The organism is Roseburia sp. OM04-10BH, assembly GCF_003462605.1.
GTDB classification, from domain to species: domain Bacteria; phylum Bacillota; class Clostridia; order Lachnospirales; family Lachnospiraceae; genus Roseburia_C; species Roseburia_C amylophila.
This window is the reverse complement of the sequence record NZ_QTZI01000002.1, coordinates 158,569-177,311: the sequence shown is the minus strand read 5'-3', so window position 1 is coordinate 177,311 and position 18,743 is coordinate 158,569. Positions and strand designations below refer to the sequence as shown.

The following is an 18,743-nucleotide window of genomic DNA, read 5'->3' as shown; positions in this document are numbered from 1 at the left end:
GGACGCTTGTATGCAAGAATCCGGCACTTCTACCGGCAGTATTTTTCTTTCTTTTATAATAAGCAGTCTTTCCAATGTTTGACCGTATACTGCATTTTGTCTGCCGGCGTGCGGATACCGTGAACAGCGTCTGTTAGGGACTCTTAGAATTCCCTTTGCAACCCGGCAACGCTGGTACATGGATGTACCAGCGAGGCACAATCTGAATATGGATATGAATTTGTGCCGGTTGCCGCAAATCAAATATCTTTGCAGGAATTCTTAGAGTCCCTTCAGACAAAGTGTGGTATCCGCTGCTGGCAGACAAAAGCAGTATACGGTCAAAGCAGCCGGAAAGACAGCCTAATTTCAAGAAAAATACTGCCCGTGAAGTGCTGCGGATTCTCACATCATAACTGTTCCAGTGTTTTCGGGAAGAAGCTTTCCCATTCCTTTCGCCTACATATTGCACAAACCTTACCCGGTGTTTACACATTTCTACTAAGAAAAATGTTACATTTTCACAAGTATAGTAAAATCTTTGTATATAATACACAGAATACTATAATAGAAATTTGACAATCTGTCAAAAGACAGTATGAAAAATGGAAAAGCTATTGTAACATTTGTTTGAAAATGAGAAAGAAGAAATAAAAATAGTGAAAAAATTAACAAAGTGATGGGAACTACTTGAACTTTCGACAAAAATTGGTTAGAATAATACCAGATTGGGTACAATCCCAAATAAAGATATTTTATATTAAATTTCTAGGAGGAATTAATAATGGCAGTAAGAGTAGCAATTAATGGATTCGGCCGTATTGGTCGTCTGGCATTCAGACAGATGTTTGGTGCTGAAGGATACGAAGTAGTAGCAATCAACGATTTAACAAGCCCTAAAATGTTAGCACACTTGTTAAAATATGATTCTTCTCAGGGTAAATATGAGCATGCTGATGAAGTATCCTGCACAGATGATTCTATCATCGTATGTGGAAAAGAAATCAAAATCTATGCATTCCCAGATGCAAACAACTGCCCATGGGGTGAATTAAAAGTTGACGTTGTATTAGAGTGTTCAGGTTTCTATACAAGCAAAGAAAAAGCACAGGCACACATCAATGCAGGTGCTCGTAAAGTTGTTATTTCTGCTCCAGCAGGTAATGACCTTCCTACAATCGTATACAACACAAACCATGAGACATTAAAAGCATCTGATACAATCATTTCAGCAGCTTCTTGTACAACAAACTGCTTAGCACCTATGGCTGATGCATTAAATAAATATGCTCCAATCCAGTCTGGTATCATGGTAACAATCCATGCTTACACAGGTGATCAGATGACTCTTGATGGACCACAGAGAAAAGGTGATTTAAGAAGATCTCGTGCAGCAGCAGTTAACATCGTTCCAAACAGCACTGGTGCAGCAAAAGCTATAGGACTTGTTATCCCAGAACTGAACGGAAAATTAATCGGATCTGCTCAGCGTGTTCCAACCCCTACAGGATCTACAACAATCTTAACAGCAGTTGTTAAGAAAGCTGGCGTTACAAAAGAAGATATCAATGCAGCTATGAAAGCAGCAGCTAACGAGTCCTTCGGATACAACGAAGACGAAATCGTATCTTCTGATATCGTTGGAATGAGATTCGGTTCTCTGTTCGATGCAACACAGACCATGGTTAACCAGGTATCTGATGATCTGTACGAAGTACAGGTTGTTTCTTGGTATGATAACGAGAACAGCTACACATCTCAGATGGTTCGTACAATCAAATACTTCAGCGAGTTAGCATAATTTACGAGAGAAACCCGCAAAGCGTGTTTCCCGTAGTTTAACGAACAATCACTGCACGGTAGACTACTTTTTTAAGCGACAGGCTGCCAGAGTGCAGATAAGACTCAGGAAAAGGGTCCGGTCTTTTAGGACCGGGCTCTTTCTTGCTATTAGAAATAAAATTTAAAGGAGACTACTTAATATGTCATTAAATAAAAAATCTATAGATGATATTAATGTAAAAGGACTTCGCGTTCTTTGCAGATGTGATTTCAACGTACCATTAAAAGAAGGAAAGATTACAGACGAGAACCGTCTGGTTGCAGCTCTTCCTACAATCAAGAAATTAATCGCTGATGGTGGAAAGGTTATCCTTTGCTCCCATTTAGGAAAAGTAAAAACAGAAGAAGATAAACAGACCAAAACTCTTGCACCAGTAGCAGCAAGACTTACAGAGTTATTAGGACAGGAAGTTAAATTTGTTGTTGACCCTGAAGTTGTTGGTGAGAACGTAAGAGCAGCAGTAGCAGCTATGAACGATGGCGATGTTATCTTACTTGAGAATACACGTTTCAGACCAGAAGAGACAAAGAACGGAGAAGCTTTCTCTAAAGACCTTGCTTCTATCTGTGATGTATTTGTAAATGATGCATTCGGAACAGCTCACAGAGCACATTGTTCTAACGTAGGTGTTGCACAGTTAGTTGACACTGCAGTAGTTGGATACTTAATGCAGAAAGAAATCGACTTCCTTGGAAATGCAGTAGAGAATCCGGTAAGACCATTCGTTGCAATTCTTGGTGGTGCAAAAGTTGCTGATAAATTAAATGTAATCAACAACTTACTTGAGAAATGTGATACCTTAATCATCGGTGGTGGTATGGCTTACACATTCTTAAAAGCAAAAGGATATGAAATCGGAATCTCTTTAGTAGATGATACTAAGATCGACTATTGTAAAGAAATGATGGCAAAGGCAGAGAAACTTGGAAAGAAACTTCTTCTTCCGGTAGATGCTGTAACGATCAAAGATTTCCCAAATCCTATCGATGCTCCAGTTGAAGTAGAAACTTATGATGCAGACAAGATGCCGGCAGACAGAGAAGGCTGTGATATCGGACCTAAGACACAGACACTTTTCGCAGATGCTGTTAAGACTGCTAAGACTGTTGTTTGGAACGGACCTATGGGTGTATTCGAGAACCCAACTCTTGCAGCAGGTACTATCGCTGTAGCAAAAGCTTTAGCTGATACAGATGCAACAACCATCATCGGTGGTGGAGATTCTGCAGCAGCAGTTAACCAGCTTGGATTCGGTGACAAGATGAGCCACATCTCAACAGGTGGTGGAGCATCCTTAGAGTTCTTAGAGGGTAAAGAGCTTCCAGGCGTTGCAGCAGCAAATGATAAATAAGTAATCAAAGCACATGCCTGTATGCAGGCAAAAGCTTATATATTTAAGAAAGAAGGACATTTTAAAATGGCAAGAAAAAAAATTATTGCCGGCAACTGGAAAATGAACAAAACTCCTAGCGAGGCAGTTGCACTGGTAAATGAATTAAAACCATTAGTAGCAAACGAAGACGTAGATGTAGTATTCTGCGTACCAGCAATTGATATTATTCCAGCAATGGAAGCAGCAAAAGGTTCTAACATCTGCATCGGTGCAGAGAACATGTATTTTGAAGAGAGCGGAGCATACACAGGAGAAATCTCTCCGGCAATGCTTACAGACGCTGGCGTAAAATACGTTGTATTAGGACATTCTGAGAGAAGAGAATACTTCGCAGAGACAGATGAGACTGTAAATAAGAAAGTATTAAAAGCTTTCGAACATGGTATTACACCAATCATCTGCTGTGGAGAGACTTTAACACAGAGAAAACAGGGTATTTACCTTGACTGGATCCGTATGCAGATTAAGATTGCATTCCAGAACGTAACAGCAGAGCAGGCTGCAACAGCAGTTATTGCTTACGAGCCAATCTGGGCAATCGGAACCGGTGAAACAGCTACTTCTGATCAGGCAGAAGAAGTTTGTGGCGCAATCCGTGCCTGCATCCGTGAAGTATATGATGAAGCAACAGCTGAGTCTATCCGTATCCAGTACGGTGGATCTGTAAATGCAGGAAATGCAGCAGAGCTGTTCGCAAAAGCTGATATCGATGGTGGTCTGGTAGGAGGAGCTTCCTTAAAGGCTGACTTCGGAAAAATTGTAAATTACAATAAATAAGCTTTTCGGAAAATAGAATATTTTCATAAGAAATAAGAAACGTCACGAAATGCATTATGACATTGGTAGTATTTACCGGTGAAATGCATTTGGTGGCGTTTTTTTTGTTCCCCGAAAAGAACAAACGAAAACTGATTCACCCATTGACATAGTAGGCGAATAGGTATATGATGCGAATGAACCAGAAAAGGAGGAATGCAGAGCATGATTTCAACCAAAGGAAGGTATGCATTAAAGGTCATGGTCGAGCTGGCGGAGCATGATGCGGAAGAATATATTCCGTTAAAAGGAATTGCCGAGAAATTGAATATTTCCCAGAAATATTTAGAGAGTATTTCGGCCATTCTTTCCAAGGGACATATGATAGAAGGAGTCAGCGGCAAGAAGGGCGGTTATCGTCTGAAGCGGAAACCGGAAGAATACAGGGTTGGTGATATCCTGCGGCTGACAGAAGGAACGCTTGCACCGGTATCCTGCTTGAGAGAAGACCAGGAGCCATGTGAGAAATCAGATTCCTGCTGTACACTTCCAATCTGGAAGGGACTGGCAGATTTGATAGATAAATATTTTGATGAAATGACGCTGGCGGATGTTCTGCAGTCGAAGCAGGAAGCGGAGAAGAAAGCAGCGAAGAAGAAACAATAGATGCAGGAGGAAGAAAAATGAGCAAAGAATTACTTTTAGAGGTTAAAAATCTGAACGTCAGTGTAGAAGAAAAACATATTTTACATGACGTAAATCTTGAAATAGGAAGACATGAGACACATGTACTGATGGGACCAAACGGAACCGGTAAATCTACACTGGGTTATACACTGGTTGGTAATCCACGTTATCAGGTAGAGAGCGGAGAAATCTTTTTCCAGGGAAAAAATATTACCGGAGAGCCGGTGAATGAACGCGCAAAGAGCGGCATGTTCTTATCTTTCCAGAACCCACTGGAAGTACCGGGCGTTACCTTAAGTTCCTTTATCCGTAGTGCATTGGAACAGAAGACTGGAAAGAGAGTCCGTTTCTATGATTTTAAGAAAGAACTGGCAGAGAAAATGGAACTTTTACAGATGGATCCGTCTTATGCAGAACGTGATTTGAATGTAGGATTTTCCGGCGGCGAAAAGAAGAAAGCTGAAATCCTGCAGATGCTGATGTTAAAACCGGAGCTTGCGATTCTGGATGAAACCGATTCCGGACTGGATGTAGATGCGGTAAGAACCGTATCAAAAGGAATCAAAGAATACCAGAAGAGCAGTGAGGGAAGCCTTTTGATTATTACACACAGCACCAAGATTTTAGAGGCATTACACGTAGATTTCACACACATCATGGTGGAAGGACACATTGTTAAGACCGCAGATGCATCCTTGATTAATGAAGTAAACGAGAATGGTTTTGCAAAATACGAGTAAGGAGTGTAAGGAATGGAAGAGAAAAGCTATGTAGAAGATATCGACAGAAGCATATATGATATCCGGGACGATGAGAAGGATGCTTATAAGCTGAAAGAAGGTCTTACTCCTGAAATCGTAGAGCAGATATCAAAAGAGAAAAATGACCCCGTCTGGATGCAGAATTTCCGTTTACAGTCTTTACAGATTTACAATGAAATGGAAGTGCCAGACTGGGGACCATCGATTGAAGGACTGGACATGGAGCATATCGTAACCTATGTCCGCCCGAACACAAAGATGAAGGGAAAATGGTCTGAGGTGCCAAAGGACATTAAAGATACCTTTGAGCGTCTTGGAATCCCACAGGCAGAAAGAAAGTCACTGGCAGGTGTTGGCGCACAGTATGATTCCGAACTGGTTTATCATAATGTAAGAGAAGAAGTTGCCGCACAGGGCGTTATTTATACGGATTTGGAAAGTGCAATGCATGGCGAATATGCAGATATGATACAGAAGCACTTTATGAAGCTGGTAAAACCAAATGACCACAAATTTGCAGCACTGCACGGTGCAGTCTGGTCCGGCGGTTCTTTCGTTTATGTGCCCAAGGGTGTGGACGTAGAGATTCCACTGCAGTCCTATTTCAGACTGAATGCCAAAGGTGCCGGACAGTTTGAACACACACTGATTATCGTAGATGAGGGAGCATCCCTTCATTTCATCGAAGGATGTTCCGCACCAAAATATAACGTAGCCAATCTGCATGCAGGATGCGTGGAATTGTATGTTGGCAAGAATGCAAAACTTCGTTATTCCACCATCGAGAACTGGTCAAAGAATATGTATAACTTAAATACCAAGCGGGCACTGGTAGAAGAGGGCGGAACCATTGAATGGGTATCCGGTTCCTTCGGTTCCCATGTATCTTATCTGTATCCGATGAGTGTCTTAAAAGGAAAGGGCGCCCGCATGGAATTTACCGGTGTAACTTTTGCAGGAAAAGGACAGAACCTTGATACCGGAGCCAAAGTGGTACACTGCGCACCGGACACCAGCTCCTATATGAATACCCGTTCCATTTCCAAGGATGGTGGTATCAGTACTTTCCGTAGTTCCGTTGTGGTAACGAAGGAAGCGAAAGGCACGAAGTCAGCAGTATCCTGTCAGTCTCTGATGTTAGATTCTGAGTCCCGTTCCGATACCATTCCGGCAATGGACATCCGTACCAAGGATGCTAATGTGGGACATGAAGCCCAGATTGGAAGCATCAGTGATGAAGCAATTTTTTATCTGATGTCAAGAGGCATGAGCGAAGAGGACGCAAGAGCCTGCATCGTCAGCGGATTTGCGGATAATGTTTCCAAGGAACTGCCTTTAGAGTACGCATTGGAAATGAACAATTTGATTCGCCTTGAGATGAAGGGCAGCATAGGATAGCAGAAGGGATGTGGAAAGAGCATGGAACAAAATGTAAGTATGAAAATCAATGAATTGCCTTCTCCTACCTGGAACTGGCTGAAGGTAAATGAAACTCCGATAAAATGGAGCAATAAGATAGAACCTTGTGAGATTGCAGCAGAGGGAGATGCAGTAGCTACTGAAACAGAGCAGCTTTCGGACATTGAAACCGGTGCCGGAAGAGAAGCAGATGCAATCTTTGCAACAGAAAATACTGCAAAATATCAGATTCTTGCAGATAATGCAGGACAGGATAAAACCGTAAGACTGCACATTTCCGGCAAAAAAGATGCACATACGGCAGGCTGTGTAGAGATAGTTGCAAAAGAAAACAGTACACTTACTGTTGTGATGGACAGCCGTGTGGCTCCGGATGCCACAAAAGAGGAAGACAGTACCGCAGAAGCATCTCTGGCAGTCCGTGTCAGAATGAAAGTCGAGAGCGGTGCATCTGTAAGATTAGTTCAGGTTCAGATGCCGCAGGAGCATGAGACTTTATTAAGTGATATAGGCGGCAATTTAATTGGCGAAGGAGCAAAGGTGGAATATATCCAGTTGTTCCTTGGAAAAGGAAATCTCTATTCCGGATGCCGCATGGATTTGAATGGAAAAGAAAGTAAGTTTGCCACAGAGACCGGATATCTTGGCCAGGCACAGCAGATTTTAGACTATAATATGGTAGCCAATCATTTTGGCGAGAAAACCATGAGCTATATTAATTCTGACGGAGCTCTTCGCGGACAGGCACATAAAGTTTTCCGCGGAACCATTGATTTTAAACGTGGTTCCTCCGGCGCAGAAGGACAGGAAGAGGAAAGCGTACTTCTGCTGGGTGATGATGTGGAAAATAAGACCATTCCGCTGATTTTATGTGCACAGGAAGACGTAAAGGGAAATCACGGAGCAACCATTGGAGAATTAGATGAAGATACCATGTTCTATTTTGGAGCAAGAGGTATTGATAAAGAAGCTGCAGAACGTATTGTGACAGGTGCAAAATTGGAGCATATCTGTGATTTGATGAAGGATGAAGCAGCAGAAAAAATTGCGAAGGAAGCGCTGGAAGAGGTGATTTAGGATGTACAATTTTAAGAAGGATTTTCCTCTTTTTAAAGACCGGGATGTTATCTATCTTGACAATGCAGCAACCGCACAGAAGCCGGCATGCGTCATTGAAGCGGAAAAGGAATTTTATGAAAAACATAATGCCAATCCGATGCGTGGATTCTATCCTTTGAGCCTGGAAGCAACCGATGCCTATGAGGCAGCGAGAAAAACAGTTCAGCAGTTTATCCATGCTGCATCTGAGACAGAAATTATATTTACCAGAAATACCACAGAGGGCCTGAATTTAGTAGCGTACAGCTATGGCTTAAATAATCTTTGTCCGGAGGACGAAATTGTGGTTTCCATTATGGAACATCACAGCAATATGCTGCCGTGGCAGATGGTGGCAAGACAGACCGGCGCAAAGCTTATTTATCTGGAATGTGAAAAGGACGGTAGTTTAAGCGAAGCAAAGTTAGACGAAGCTTTTTCTGATAAAACAAGACTGGTGGCAATCACACAGGTGTCCAATGTGCTGGGACGTCCGACTCCGGTAGAGGAAATTGTGCGAAGAGCAAGAAAGAGCAATGCGGTAGTCGTGCTGGATGCCGCCCAGAGCTCCCCACATATGCCGATTGATGTGCAGAAGCTGGATGTGGATTTTCTGGCATTTTCCGGTCACAAGTTAATGGGACCGATGGGAATCGGTGTCTTATATGGAAAGAAAAAACTTTTAAAGGCAATGCCACCATTCCTTACCGGCGGAGAAATGATAGATTCTGTAACAAGAGACGGTGCAAAATATGCAGAGCTTCCGCATAAGTTTGAGGCAGGAACCGTCAATGCAGCAGGCGCAGTGGGACTGGCTGCCGCCATTGATTATATTAACAAAATCGGTTTTGAAACCATGCAGGAGCGGGAACTTACACTTACGAAAAGAGCCTTGGAAGGACTGAAAGCAATTCCAAAGGTTCATGTGCTGGGTTCGGAACTGGCAGAAGAACATACCGGAATCCTGACATTTACCATTGAAGACGTGCATCCGCATGATGTCAGTGCGGTATTGGAATCCGATGGTGTGGCTGTCCGGGCAGGTCATCATTGTGCACAGCCATTGTTAGAGTATCTGGGCGTCCGCTCCGCTACAAGAGCAAGCCTGATGTTCTACAATACAGAAGAAGAAGTCGATGCGCTGGTAAAAAGCGTAGCAGGAGTCAGAAGGAGAATGGGATATGGAGAGTAGAAGTTTTTATAATGAAATCCTTACCGAACACAATATTCACCCGGAGTTCAAGCATGACCTTCCGGATGCCGACTTGGTATTAGAGGGCGTGAATCCAAACTGCGGGGATGATATTTTTTTGAAGTTAAAATTAGATGGCGATGAAATCGTAGACGGTGCATTTGTAGGAGATGGCTGTGCTATTTCCCAGGCATCTGCCGATATTATGCTGGGCATGATTGTCGGAAAGAAGAAAGAGGAAGCGCTGCATTTAGGAGAATTATTCTTAAAAATGATAAAAGGAGAAGCTTCGGATGAAGAGATTGACGAGCTGGAAGAAGCTTCGGCATTAAAGGATATTTCCCATATGCCGGCAAGAGTAAAGTGCGCTGTATTAGGCTGGCATACCTTAGAAGAAATGTTAAATGATGAGGTTTGATATAACAGAATACGCTTGCAAAATAAGGATTGTTAGAAAAAGAAAGATAGTGTATAATGTTATCGGCAATAAAGCAGGACACAAGAGACGAAAGAGGAGTTGAGCGAGGATACCGATTTGAGAAGAAAAGCTTTGCAGATGGCAGGGATAGGAATATTGTTGTTTGGAATGGTTTGCAGTGGATGTGACAGGAAAGCGCAGGTAAATGCAGAACCGGAAAGCAGCGAGAAAATAGAATATGCAGTGACGGAAACAGAAGAAGTCTCTACAGAGACGAAGAAGCTGGTGATAGAAGATTTGGATGATGCATACGAAGCACTGCTGGATTCCTGCAGCAAAGAATTTATCGGGGATTATCGGATTGACGAAAGTTTCTTAAACTGGGTTTATGCCAATTACGGAAAAGAAGCAGTATTAAATATTGCACAGGAGTCTCAGGAAGACCAGAATGTAAATGTCTGGTACGAAGAGACCGGAAATTCCATACATGTGCTGTGGCTTCTTTATTGTCAGGATACCGGCATGAATGAAGAGGATTTGCAGCAGGTTTACTGGAAGGCATGCGGCTCTGAGGATGAGATTGTGCTGGATTTTACCGGCGATATTAATTTTGCAGAAGGCTGGGGCACAACGGAACACATGGATGGACAGCCAAATGGAATCAATGACTGCTTTTCCAAAGATTTATTGCAGGAAATGAATAATGCAGACATTATGATGATAAACAATGAGTTCACCTACAGTACAAGAGGGGAACCTTTAGCCGGCAAGGATTATACTTTCCGGGCAGATCCAAAGCGTGTCGCATTATTGGAAACATTTGGAACAGATATTGTCAGTCTTGCCAATAATCATGTCTATGACTATGGCGAAGCTGCATTGATTGATACCATAGATACACTGGAAGAAGCAGGAATTCCGTATGTAGGAGCAGGAAAAGATTTAAAGGATGCCATGTGTCCGGTATATTTTGTGGCAAATGGAAAGAAAATAGCAATTGTATCAGCTACACAGATTGAACGCTCTTTAAATTATACGAAGGAAGCAACTGAGACGACACCGGGCGTGTTAAAGACCTTAAATCCGGACAAGTTTCTGAAAGTAATAGAAGAAGCAAGAGACAACAGCGATTATGTGATTGCTTTTGTACATTGGGGAACAGAAGGAAATAACTATTTTGGTTCCGACCAGGTGGCTCTTGCAAAACAGTTTGTGGAAGCCGGTGTGGATGTCATTATCGGCGGACATACCCATTGCCTGCAGGGCATGGAATATATGGATGGCGTGCCGATTATCTACAGTCTTGGCAATTTCTGGTTTTCGGCGTCAACATTAGATACCGGCTTATCCCAGGTAATCATCCGGGATGACGGAACTATTGATTTCCGGTTTCTGCCGTGTATACAGAAGAATTACAAGACCTCACTGGTGACAGATGAAAGTGAGAAAAGACGTATTTTTGATTTTATGGAATCCCTTTCCGTGGGAATTACCATAGATGATGATGGTTATGTGACAGCAACGGAGTAATCCGTTTCAATAGAAGATTTTAAAGAAAAGAGGAAAAAACATGAGTAAAAAACCAACCGTATTGATGATTTTAGATGGTTTTGGTCTGAATGACAAAACTGAGGGTAATGCAGTAGCCCAGGCAAACAAGCCAAACATTGATGCACTGATGAAAGATTATCCATGGGTAAAAGGAAATGCCAGCGGACTTGCCGTAGGACTTCCGGACGGACAGATGGGTAACTCCGAAGTAGGACATATGAACATGGGTGCAGGAAGAATTGTATACCAGGAATTAACCAGAATTACCAAAGAAATCGAAGATGGAGATTTCTTTAAAAATGAAGCATTGCTTGCCGGCATGAAAAATGTAAAAGACAACGGTTCTGCACTTCATTTATATGGATTATTATCCGATGGTGGAGTTCACAGCCACATTACACATTTATTCGGACTTCTGGAAATGGCAAAAAAAGAAGGCTTAGACAAAGTATATGTACACTGCTTCTTAGACGGCCGTGATACCGCACCTACTTCCGGAAAAGGATTTATCGAAGAGCTGGAAGCAAAAATGAAAGAAATCGGTGTTGGTGAAATCGCAACCATCAACGGACGTTACTATGCAATGGACCGTGACAACCGTTGGGATCGTGTAGAAAAAGCATATAAAGCAATTACAGAAGGTGTTGGCGAGACAGCAGACAGCGCTGTTGCAGCAATTGATGCATCTTATGCAAAAGATGTAACAGACGAGTTCGTAGTTCCGACTGTAATTATGAAAAATGGTGCTCCAACTGCAACCGTACAGGATAACGATACCATTATCTTCGTTAACTTCCGTCCTGACCGAGCAAGAGAGATTACCAGAGCATTCTGTGCAGATGAGTTCGACGGATTTGACAGAGGCACAAGAAAGAACGTAACTTATGTATGTTTCACAGAATACGATGGAACCATTCCGAACAAAACCGTTGCATTCCACAAGGTAGAACTTACCAATACATTTGGACAGTTCCTTGCAGACAATGGCAAGACTCAGGCAAGAATCGCTGAGACTGAGAAATATGCTCATGTAACCTTCTTCTTCAACGGCGGTGTAGAGGAGCCAAACAAAGGCGAAGAAAGAATTCTGGTAAAATCTCCAAAGGTAGCAACCTATGATTTGAAACCGGAAATGAGTGCATACGAAGTATGTGATAAATTAGTAGATGCCATCAAATCTGAAAAATATGATGTAATCATAATCAACTTTGCTAACCCGGATATGGTTGGACATACCGGAGTTCAGGCTGCAGCAATCAAGGCAGTAGAAGCAGTTGATGAGTGCGTAGGCAAAGCTGTTGCAGCATTAAAAGAGGTTGACGGACAGATGTTCATCTGCGCAGACCACGGAAATGCAGAGCAGTTAATCGATTATGAAACAGGCGAACCATTTACAGCACATACTACCAATCCGGTACCATTCATTCTGGTAAATGCAGACCCTGCATACGGTTTAAGAGAGGGTGGATGTCTTGCAGATATCGCTCCTACATTAATCGAGCTGATGGGAATGGAACAGCCAAAAGAAATGACAGGGAAATCTTTGTTAATCAAAAAATAAGACCGTAAGGGCGAAATGCAAACTACGAGAAACACGCTTTGCGAGTTTCTCGAGTTATCGCGGTGCTCGCCAAAATCTGCTGAGAAAAGAAGCTCGCTCAGGCAAGCCTGGCTCCTTCTTTTCTCGCAGATTTTTTCTCGCTACTCGCGTAAATAAAAAGATTCTGTATCTCAAGTGTAAGGTACAGAATCTTTTGCTATAGATAAGTATTTTCCGACACATATATTAATAATACTTATAAATAGAAAATATTAGACAAAAAAACTAATAAATTTCGCTCATTTTTCTATATGGGGCAAAAGGCGCACTTCGCCCAAATTCATTGACTTTCTAAAAGGCACTGTATTATAATTTTCCAGTAGTGTTTTTTATCATAACAAAAATTTGCGAAAGCATAAAATGGAGGACAAAAGCAGTATGCAGGAATTTAAACCATTTAAAGAAGGAAAAGTAAGAGAAGTATATGATAATGGAGAAAGCCTTATCATTGTTGCAACAGACAGAATTTCAGCGTTTGACCATATTTTAAAGAATAAGGTTACCAATAAGGGCGCAATTCTGACACAGATGTCCAGATTCTGGTTCGATTTTACAAAGGATATCGTGCCAAACCATATGCTTTCCGTTGATGTAAAAGATATGCCGGAATTTTTCCAGAATGAGAAATATGATGGCAACAGCATGATGTGCAAGAAACTGGAAATGATTCCAATCGAATGTATTGTTCGTGGATATATTACCGGAAGTGGCTGGGCAAGCTACAAAGAGAACGGAACCGTCTGCGGAATCAAATTACCGGAAGGACTTGTAGAATCCGATAAATTACCTGAGCCGATTTACACACCAAGTACCAAAGCTGAGATTGGTGACCATGACGAGAATATTTCTTTTGAACAGAGTATTGACGTATTAGAGAAAGCATTCCCGGGCAAGGGTGCTGAGTATGCAGAAAAGATTAAAGAATATACTATCGCACTTTACAAGAAATGTGCAGAATACGCATTAAGCAAAGGAATCATCATTGCAGATACCAAGTTTGAATTTGGTCTCGATGAGAATGGAAATGTAGTTTTAGGTGATGAGATGCTGACACCGGACAGCTCCCGTTTCTGGCCATTAGAAGGATATAAACCGGGACAGGGACAGCCTTCTTATGACAAACAGTTTGTAAGAGACTGGTTAAAAGCAAATCCAGACAGCGATTATCTCCTTCCGGATGAAGTAATTAAGAAGACAATTGAGAAATACGAAGAAGCATTTGAATTACTGACCGGTAAGAAATTTGCTTAAAAATATAGTCAGGAGAACCCTATGAATAACAATGAATTAAAGGAAAGCCCATGGGACGGACTGCATGAAGAATGTGGCGTCTTCGGCATGTATGATTTTGACGGAAATGATGTGGCTTCCAGTATTTATTATGGTCTGTTTGCATTACAGCATAGAGGACAGGAGAGCTGTGGTATTGCAGTAAGTGAGACAAACGGACCAAAGGGAAAAGTTACTTCCTATAAAGATATGGGACTGGTAAACGAAGTATTTACCGGAAAACAGTTAGAAGCAATGAAGGGTGATATTGGAGTCGGTCATGTCCGCTATTCCACTGCAGGTTCTTCCACCCGTGAGAATGCACAGCCGCTGGTATTGAATTATGTAAAAGGTACGCTGGCATTGGCACACAACGGAAACCTCATCAATGCAAAGGAGCTTCGCAAAGATTTGGAATATACCGGAGCAATTTTCCAGACCACCATTGATTCTGAGGTAATTGCTTACCACATTGCAAGAGAGCGTCTGAATTCCAAGACAGCCGAGGAAGCAGTACGCAGAGCCTGCCAGAAGTTAAAAGGAGCTTATGCTCTGGTTGTAGCCAGCCCTCGTAAGCTGATTGGCGCAAGAGACCCATATGGCTTCAAACCCCTTGTAATCGGAAAACGTGACAATGCTTATATCATTACTTCTGAGACCTGTGCCTTGGAGACCATTGATGCAGAGTATGTCAGAGACGTATTGCCGGGAGAAGTGGTAACAATTTCACCAGAAGGCGGCATTCAGTCTGATATGACTATGTGTCTTCCAAAAGAACAGGAAGCACGTTGTATTTTTGAATACATATATTTTGCGAGACCGGACAGCCATATTGACGGGGTCAGCGTTTATGCATCCCGTATCCAGGCAGGACGTTTCCTTGCAATGGATTCACCGGTAGATGCAGACTTGGTAGTAGGAGTACCGGAGTCTGGAAATGCAGCAGCTCAGGGTTATGCCCTGCAGTCCGGAATTCCATATGGAACTGCTTTTGTAAAAAATGGTTATGTGGGACGAACCTTCATCAAACCAAAGCAGAGCAGCAGAGAATCCAGCGTAAGAGTAAAATTAAATGTACTGGAAGAATCAGTCCGTGGCAAGCGTATCATTATGATTGACGATTCCATCGTGCGTGGAACCACATCTGACCGTATTGTAAATATGTTAAAAGAAGCCGGTGCCACAGAAGTGCATGTAAGAATCAGTTCCCCGCCATTCTTATGGCCATGTTATTTTGGAACCGATATTCCGGAGCGGGAACAGTTGATTGCCTATAACAGAACCATCGAAGATATCCGGAAGATAATCGGTGCAGATTCTTTGGGATACTTAAAGATAGAGCGTCTGGAGCAGCTGGTAGGAGGACTTCCAATCTGTAAAGGATGCTTTACCGGAAAATATCCGATGGAGCCGCCAAAAGAGGATATTCGTGGTGACTATGAGCGATAAAGCAGACTGACACAGCAGTCATCCGGTTGCCGGGCAGGATGTTCATGATTGCATGAAACAGCCTGCACCGGCAACCGAGCGGAGCACTGTGTAATTTATTTATATTATTTTAAGAAAAAGGAGCACACATATGAGTACCGATAGATATAACAGCCCATTATCAGAGCGTTATGCCAGCAAAGAAATGCAGTACATCTTTTCCCCGGATATGAAATTCCGTACCTGGAGAAGACTTTGGATTGCACTGGCAGAAACCGAGAAAGAACTTGGACTTGATATTACACAGGAACAGATTGACGAATTAAAGGCACACAAGGATGACATCAACTATGATGTGGCAAAGGCAAGAGAAAAAGAAGTCCGTCATGATGTTATGTCCCATGTATATGCTTACGGCGTACAGTGTCCGAAAGCAAAAGGAATCATCCATTTAGGAGCAACCTCCTGCTACGTTGGAGATAATACCGATATCATCATTATGTCAGAGGCATTAAAACTGGTTCGTAAGAAATTAGTAAATGTCATTGCAGAACTGGCAAAATTTGCAGATAAATATAAGAATCAGCCGACATTGGCATTTACCCATTTCCAGCCGGCACAGCCAACTACCGTTGGAAAACGTGCAACACTGTGGTGCCAGGAATTTATTATGGATTTGGAAGACTTAGATTATGTATTAGGCAGCCTGAAACTTTTAGGTTCCAAGGGAACCACAGGAACACAGGCAAGCTTTCAGGAGCTTTTTGACGGAGATCAGGAAACCATCGATAAGATTGATCCAATGATTGCACAGAAAATGGGCTTCAAGGAGTGCTATGCAGTATCCGGACAGACCTATTCCAGAAAAGTAGATACCAGAGTTGCCAACATTTTAGCAGGCATCGCAGCAAGTGCACATAAGATGTCCAATGACATCCGTCTTCTGCAGCACCTGAAAGAAGTGGAAGAACCGTTTGAGAAGAGCCAGATTGGTTCCTCTGCAATGGCATATAAGAGAAATCCAATGCGTAGTGAACGTATTGCATCCCTTTCCCGCTATGTCATGATTGATGCATTAAACCCGGCAATTACATCTGCAACCCAGTGGTTTGAGAGAACTCTTGATGACTCTGCAAACAAGCGTCTTTCCATTCCGGAAGGCTTCCTTGCAATCGACGGAATCTTAGACCTTTGCTTAAATGTAGTAGACGGACTTGTTGTATATGAAAAAGTTATTTACAAACACATGATGAGCGAGCTTCCGTTTATGGCAACTGAAAATATTATGATGGATGCTGTAAAAGCTGGTGGTGACCGTCAGGAATTACATGAGAAGATTCGTGTACTTTCCATGGAAGCAGGCAAAAATGTAAAACAGGAGGGTAAAGAGAATAACCTTCTTGAGCTGATTGCAGCAGAACCTGCATTCCATACAACCTTAGAAGAGCTGAAGCAGAATATGGACCCTGCAAAATATGTAGGAAGAGCACCAATTCAAGTAGATGCCTTCTTAAAGAATGTGGTACAGCCGATTTTGGATGACAACAAAGAGATTCTTGGTATGACAGCCGAGATTAACGTATAATCGAATTATTTCGAAAGAATAAAAAATCTTCTTTTGGAGATACTGAACTATTAATTCAGAATATTTTCAAAAGGAGATTTTTTTATGGCTGTAAAAATGACGATTACACGAATCCATGCAAGAGAAATATTAGATTCCAGAGGAAATCCCACAATAGAAACAGAAGTAACTGTGGAGACAGAGACAACCGGAAAGAAGTCGACTGCCCGGGCGGCAGCACCTTCCGGAGCCAGCACTGGAGAATTTGAAGCCATTGAATTAAGAGACGGCGGCGAGCGTTATGGTGGAAATGGTGTGCAGCAGGCGGTGGAAAATGTAAATACAAGAATTGCAAAAGCACTGATAGGCAGAAACGTATTGCGGCAGGAAAATCTAGATGCACTGATGCTGGAACTGGATGGAACAGAAAACAAAGGAAGCCTTGGTGCCAATGCAATCTTAAGTGTGTCCTTAGCCTGTGCTAAAGCAGCGGCAAAAGCATTACAGATGCCGCTTTACCGCTATGTGGGCGGCGTAAATGCAGTGACGATTCCGGTGCCGATGATGAATATTTTAAATGGCGGCGCACATTCCGATAACAATCTGGATGTTCAGGAATTTATGATACTTCCAATTGGAGCCGACAGCATTACGGAAGGAATCCGCTGGTGTGCAGAAGTCTATCATCATTTGAAAAAATTATTAAAGAACCGTGGGTTGTCTGTGGCAGTGGGAGATGAAGGCGGCTTTGCTCCGAACATTGCAAATGAGGAGGAAGCCATTCAGCTTATTATGGAAGCCATTACCAAAGCAGGGTACAGCTGTGGCAGAGGCAAGCAGTTTATGATTTCTCTGGATGCAGCCGCCAGTGAATGGAAAGGCAATGCTCCGGGAGAATATTATCTGCCAAAATCCGGCAAGCGTTATAGCACGGATGAACTGATTGTTCATTGGGAAAAGATGATTCGCCGTTTTCCGATTTATTCCATTGAAGACCCACTGGACGAAGAGGATTGGGATGGCTGGAAACGTCTGACAGAAAAAGTGGGAGATAAAGTGATTCTGGTAGGCGATGATTTATTTGTCACGAATCCGGTGCGCCTGAATAAAGGAATTTCCATGGGATGCGGTAATGCGATTCTGATTAAGCCAAACCAGATTGGAACGCTCTCAGAAACTATGGAAGCCATCCGCATGGCAAAAGAACATGGCTATGAGACCATCATGTCCCACCGGAGCGGCGAGACCGAGGATACGACCATAGCGGATTTGTCAGTAGGGCTTGGCAGTGACCTGATTAAAACCGGAGCACCGTGCCGTGGCGAGCGGACGGCAAAATATAATCGTCTGATTCGGATCGAAGAATCGTAATATATTTCAGCAAAATTTCAATACAAATGCGAAATAAGTGGTTGTAATTTGTCCGTGTGTATGATATACTGTCAAAGTTACGAGTATTATAAATCCACAGGAGGTGTCATTCGTGGCAGTTTTAAAAACGGTTTTAACAGTTGTATTTATTATTATATGTATCGCATTGACAGTAATTATTCTTCTTCAGGAAGGTAAGTCCGCAGGACTTGGAGCAATCAGCGGAGCAGCTGATACTTATTGGGGCAAGAATAAAGGTCGTTCTATGGAAGGAATGTTGGTAAAGGTAACCAGAGTACTGGTAATCTTATTCCTGTTAATTTCCATCGTACTGAATATTGGAAGTTTCTAAGAACCAAAGAGCTGTCGTGTGAACGACAGCTTTTTTTACTTTACAGGAATTGCTTTTCTGTA

At 42.4% G+C, this 18,743-nt stretch carries 16 protein-coding genes; all 16 read left to right on the top strand.

Annotated elements, in window-relative coordinates:
- Window positions 1-763: 763 nt before the first annotated feature.
- The 16 genes from gap (at window position 764) to secG (ending at window position 18,681) form a co-directional block, all read left to right on the top strand.
- Window positions 764-1,780, top strand: coding sequence for a type I glyceraldehyde-3-phosphate dehydrogenase (gap, locus tag DXB43_RS03240; RefSeq protein ID WP_022242405.1), 1,017 nt, complete (start codon window positions 764-766; stop codon window positions 1,778-1,780).
- Window positions 1,781-1,961: 181 nt separating this feature from the next.
- Window positions 1,962-3,173 (top strand): phosphoglycerate kinase, encoded by a 1,212-nt coding sequence (locus DXB43_RS15375; protein WP_022242404.1) that lies wholly within the window; start codon window positions 1,962-1,964, stop codon window positions 3,171-3,173.
- 66 nt (window positions 3,174-3,239) lie between these two features.
- On the top strand, window positions 3,240-3,992 hold the full coding sequence (tpiA, locus tag DXB43_RS15370) for a triose-phosphate isomerase (protein ID WP_022242403.1): 753 nt from the start codon (window positions 3,240-3,242) through the stop codon (window positions 3,990-3,992).
- A 204-nt stretch (window positions 3,993-4,196) separates the two neighbouring features.
- Entirely contained in the window at window positions 4,197-4,637 is a 441-nt protein-coding gene (locus tag DXB43_RS03225) for an RrF2 family transcriptional regulator (protein ID WP_117696912.1), read from the top strand.
- Window positions 4,638-4,654: 17 nt separating this feature from the next.
- Window positions 4,655-5,398 (top strand): Fe-S cluster assembly ATPase SufC, encoded by a 744-nt coding sequence (gene sufC / locus DXB43_RS03220; protein WP_117946748.1) that lies wholly within the window; start codon window positions 4,655-4,657, stop codon window positions 5,396-5,398.
- Window positions 5,399-5,410: 12 nt separating this feature from the next.
- The gene (sufB, locus tag DXB43_RS03215; RefSeq protein ID WP_117840781.1) at window positions 5,411-6,817 is read left to right on the top strand and encodes a Fe-S cluster assembly protein SufB; all 1,407 of its coding nucleotides are present in this window, start codon (window positions 5,411-5,413) and stop codon (window positions 6,815-6,817) included.
- A 21-nt stretch (window positions 6,818-6,838) separates the two neighbouring features.
- Entirely contained in the window at window positions 6,839-7,915 is a 1,077-nt protein-coding gene (locus DXB43_RS03210; protein ID WP_117946746.1) for a SufB/SufD family protein, read from the top strand.
- Between the two features lies 1 nt (window position 7,916).
- Window positions 7,917-9,128 carry an aminotransferase class V-fold PLP-dependent enzyme gene (locus DXB43_RS03205; protein WP_117946744.1) on the top strand — a complete coding sequence of 404 codons (1,212 nt, stop codon included), beginning with the start codon at window positions 7,917-7,919 and terminating at the stop codon, window positions 9,126-9,128.
- Window positions 9,118-9,546 carry a Fe-S cluster assembly sulfur transfer protein SufU gene (gene sufU / locus DXB43_RS03200; protein WP_022242397.1) on the top strand — a complete coding sequence of 143 codons (429 nt, stop codon included), beginning with the start codon at window positions 9,118-9,120 and terminating at the stop codon, window positions 9,544-9,546. The genes DXB43_RS03205 and sufU overlap by 11 nt, the downstream gene beginning before the upstream one ends.
- Before the next feature lie 117 nt (window positions 9,547-9,663).
- Window positions 9,664-11,076: a CapA family protein gene (locus tag DXB43_RS03195; RefSeq protein ID WP_147422398.1), complete on the top strand. Its 1,413-nt coding sequence runs from the start codon at window positions 9,664-9,666 to the stop codon at window positions 11,074-11,076.
- A gap of 40 nt (window positions 11,077-11,116) precedes the next feature.
- Window positions 11,117-12,658: a 2,3-bisphosphoglycerate-independent phosphoglycerate mutase gene (gpmI, locus tag DXB43_RS03190; protein WP_117946740.1), complete on the top strand. Its 1,542-nt coding sequence runs from the start codon at window positions 11,117-11,119 to the stop codon at window positions 12,656-12,658.
- A gap of 417 nt (window positions 12,659-13,075) precedes the next feature.
- The gene (locus tag DXB43_RS03185; protein WP_022242394.1) at window positions 13,076-13,948 is read left to right on the top strand and encodes a phosphoribosylaminoimidazolesuccinocarboxamide synthase; all 873 of its coding nucleotides are present in this window, start codon (window positions 13,076-13,078) and stop codon (window positions 13,946-13,948) included.
- Between the two features lie 21 nt (window positions 13,949-13,969).
- Window positions 13,970-15,415, top strand: a complete 1,446-nt coding sequence (purF, locus tag DXB43_RS03180; protein ID WP_117946738.1) for an amidophosphoribosyltransferase — start codon at window positions 13,970-13,972, stop codon at window positions 15,413-15,415.
- Window positions 15,416-15,545: 130 nt separating this feature from the next.
- On the top strand, window positions 15,546-16,979 hold the full coding sequence (gene purB / locus DXB43_RS03175) for an adenylosuccinate lyase (RefSeq protein WP_022242392.1): 1,434 nt from the start codon (window positions 15,546-15,548) through the stop codon (window positions 16,977-16,979).
- Window positions 16,980-17,063: 84 nt separating this feature from the next.
- A complete protein-coding gene (gene eno, locus DXB43_RS03170; protein ID WP_117946736.1) occupies window positions 17,064-18,329 on the top strand; it encodes a phosphopyruvate hydratase in 1,266 nt (421 codons plus the stop codon).
- A 112-nt stretch (window positions 18,330-18,441) separates the two neighbouring features.
- Window positions 18,442-18,681: a preprotein translocase subunit SecG gene (secG, locus tag DXB43_RS03165; RefSeq protein WP_022242390.1), complete on the top strand. Its 240-nt coding sequence runs from the start codon at window positions 18,442-18,444 to the stop codon at window positions 18,679-18,681.
- The last annotated feature ends 62 nt before the right edge of the window (window positions 18,682-18,743 follow it).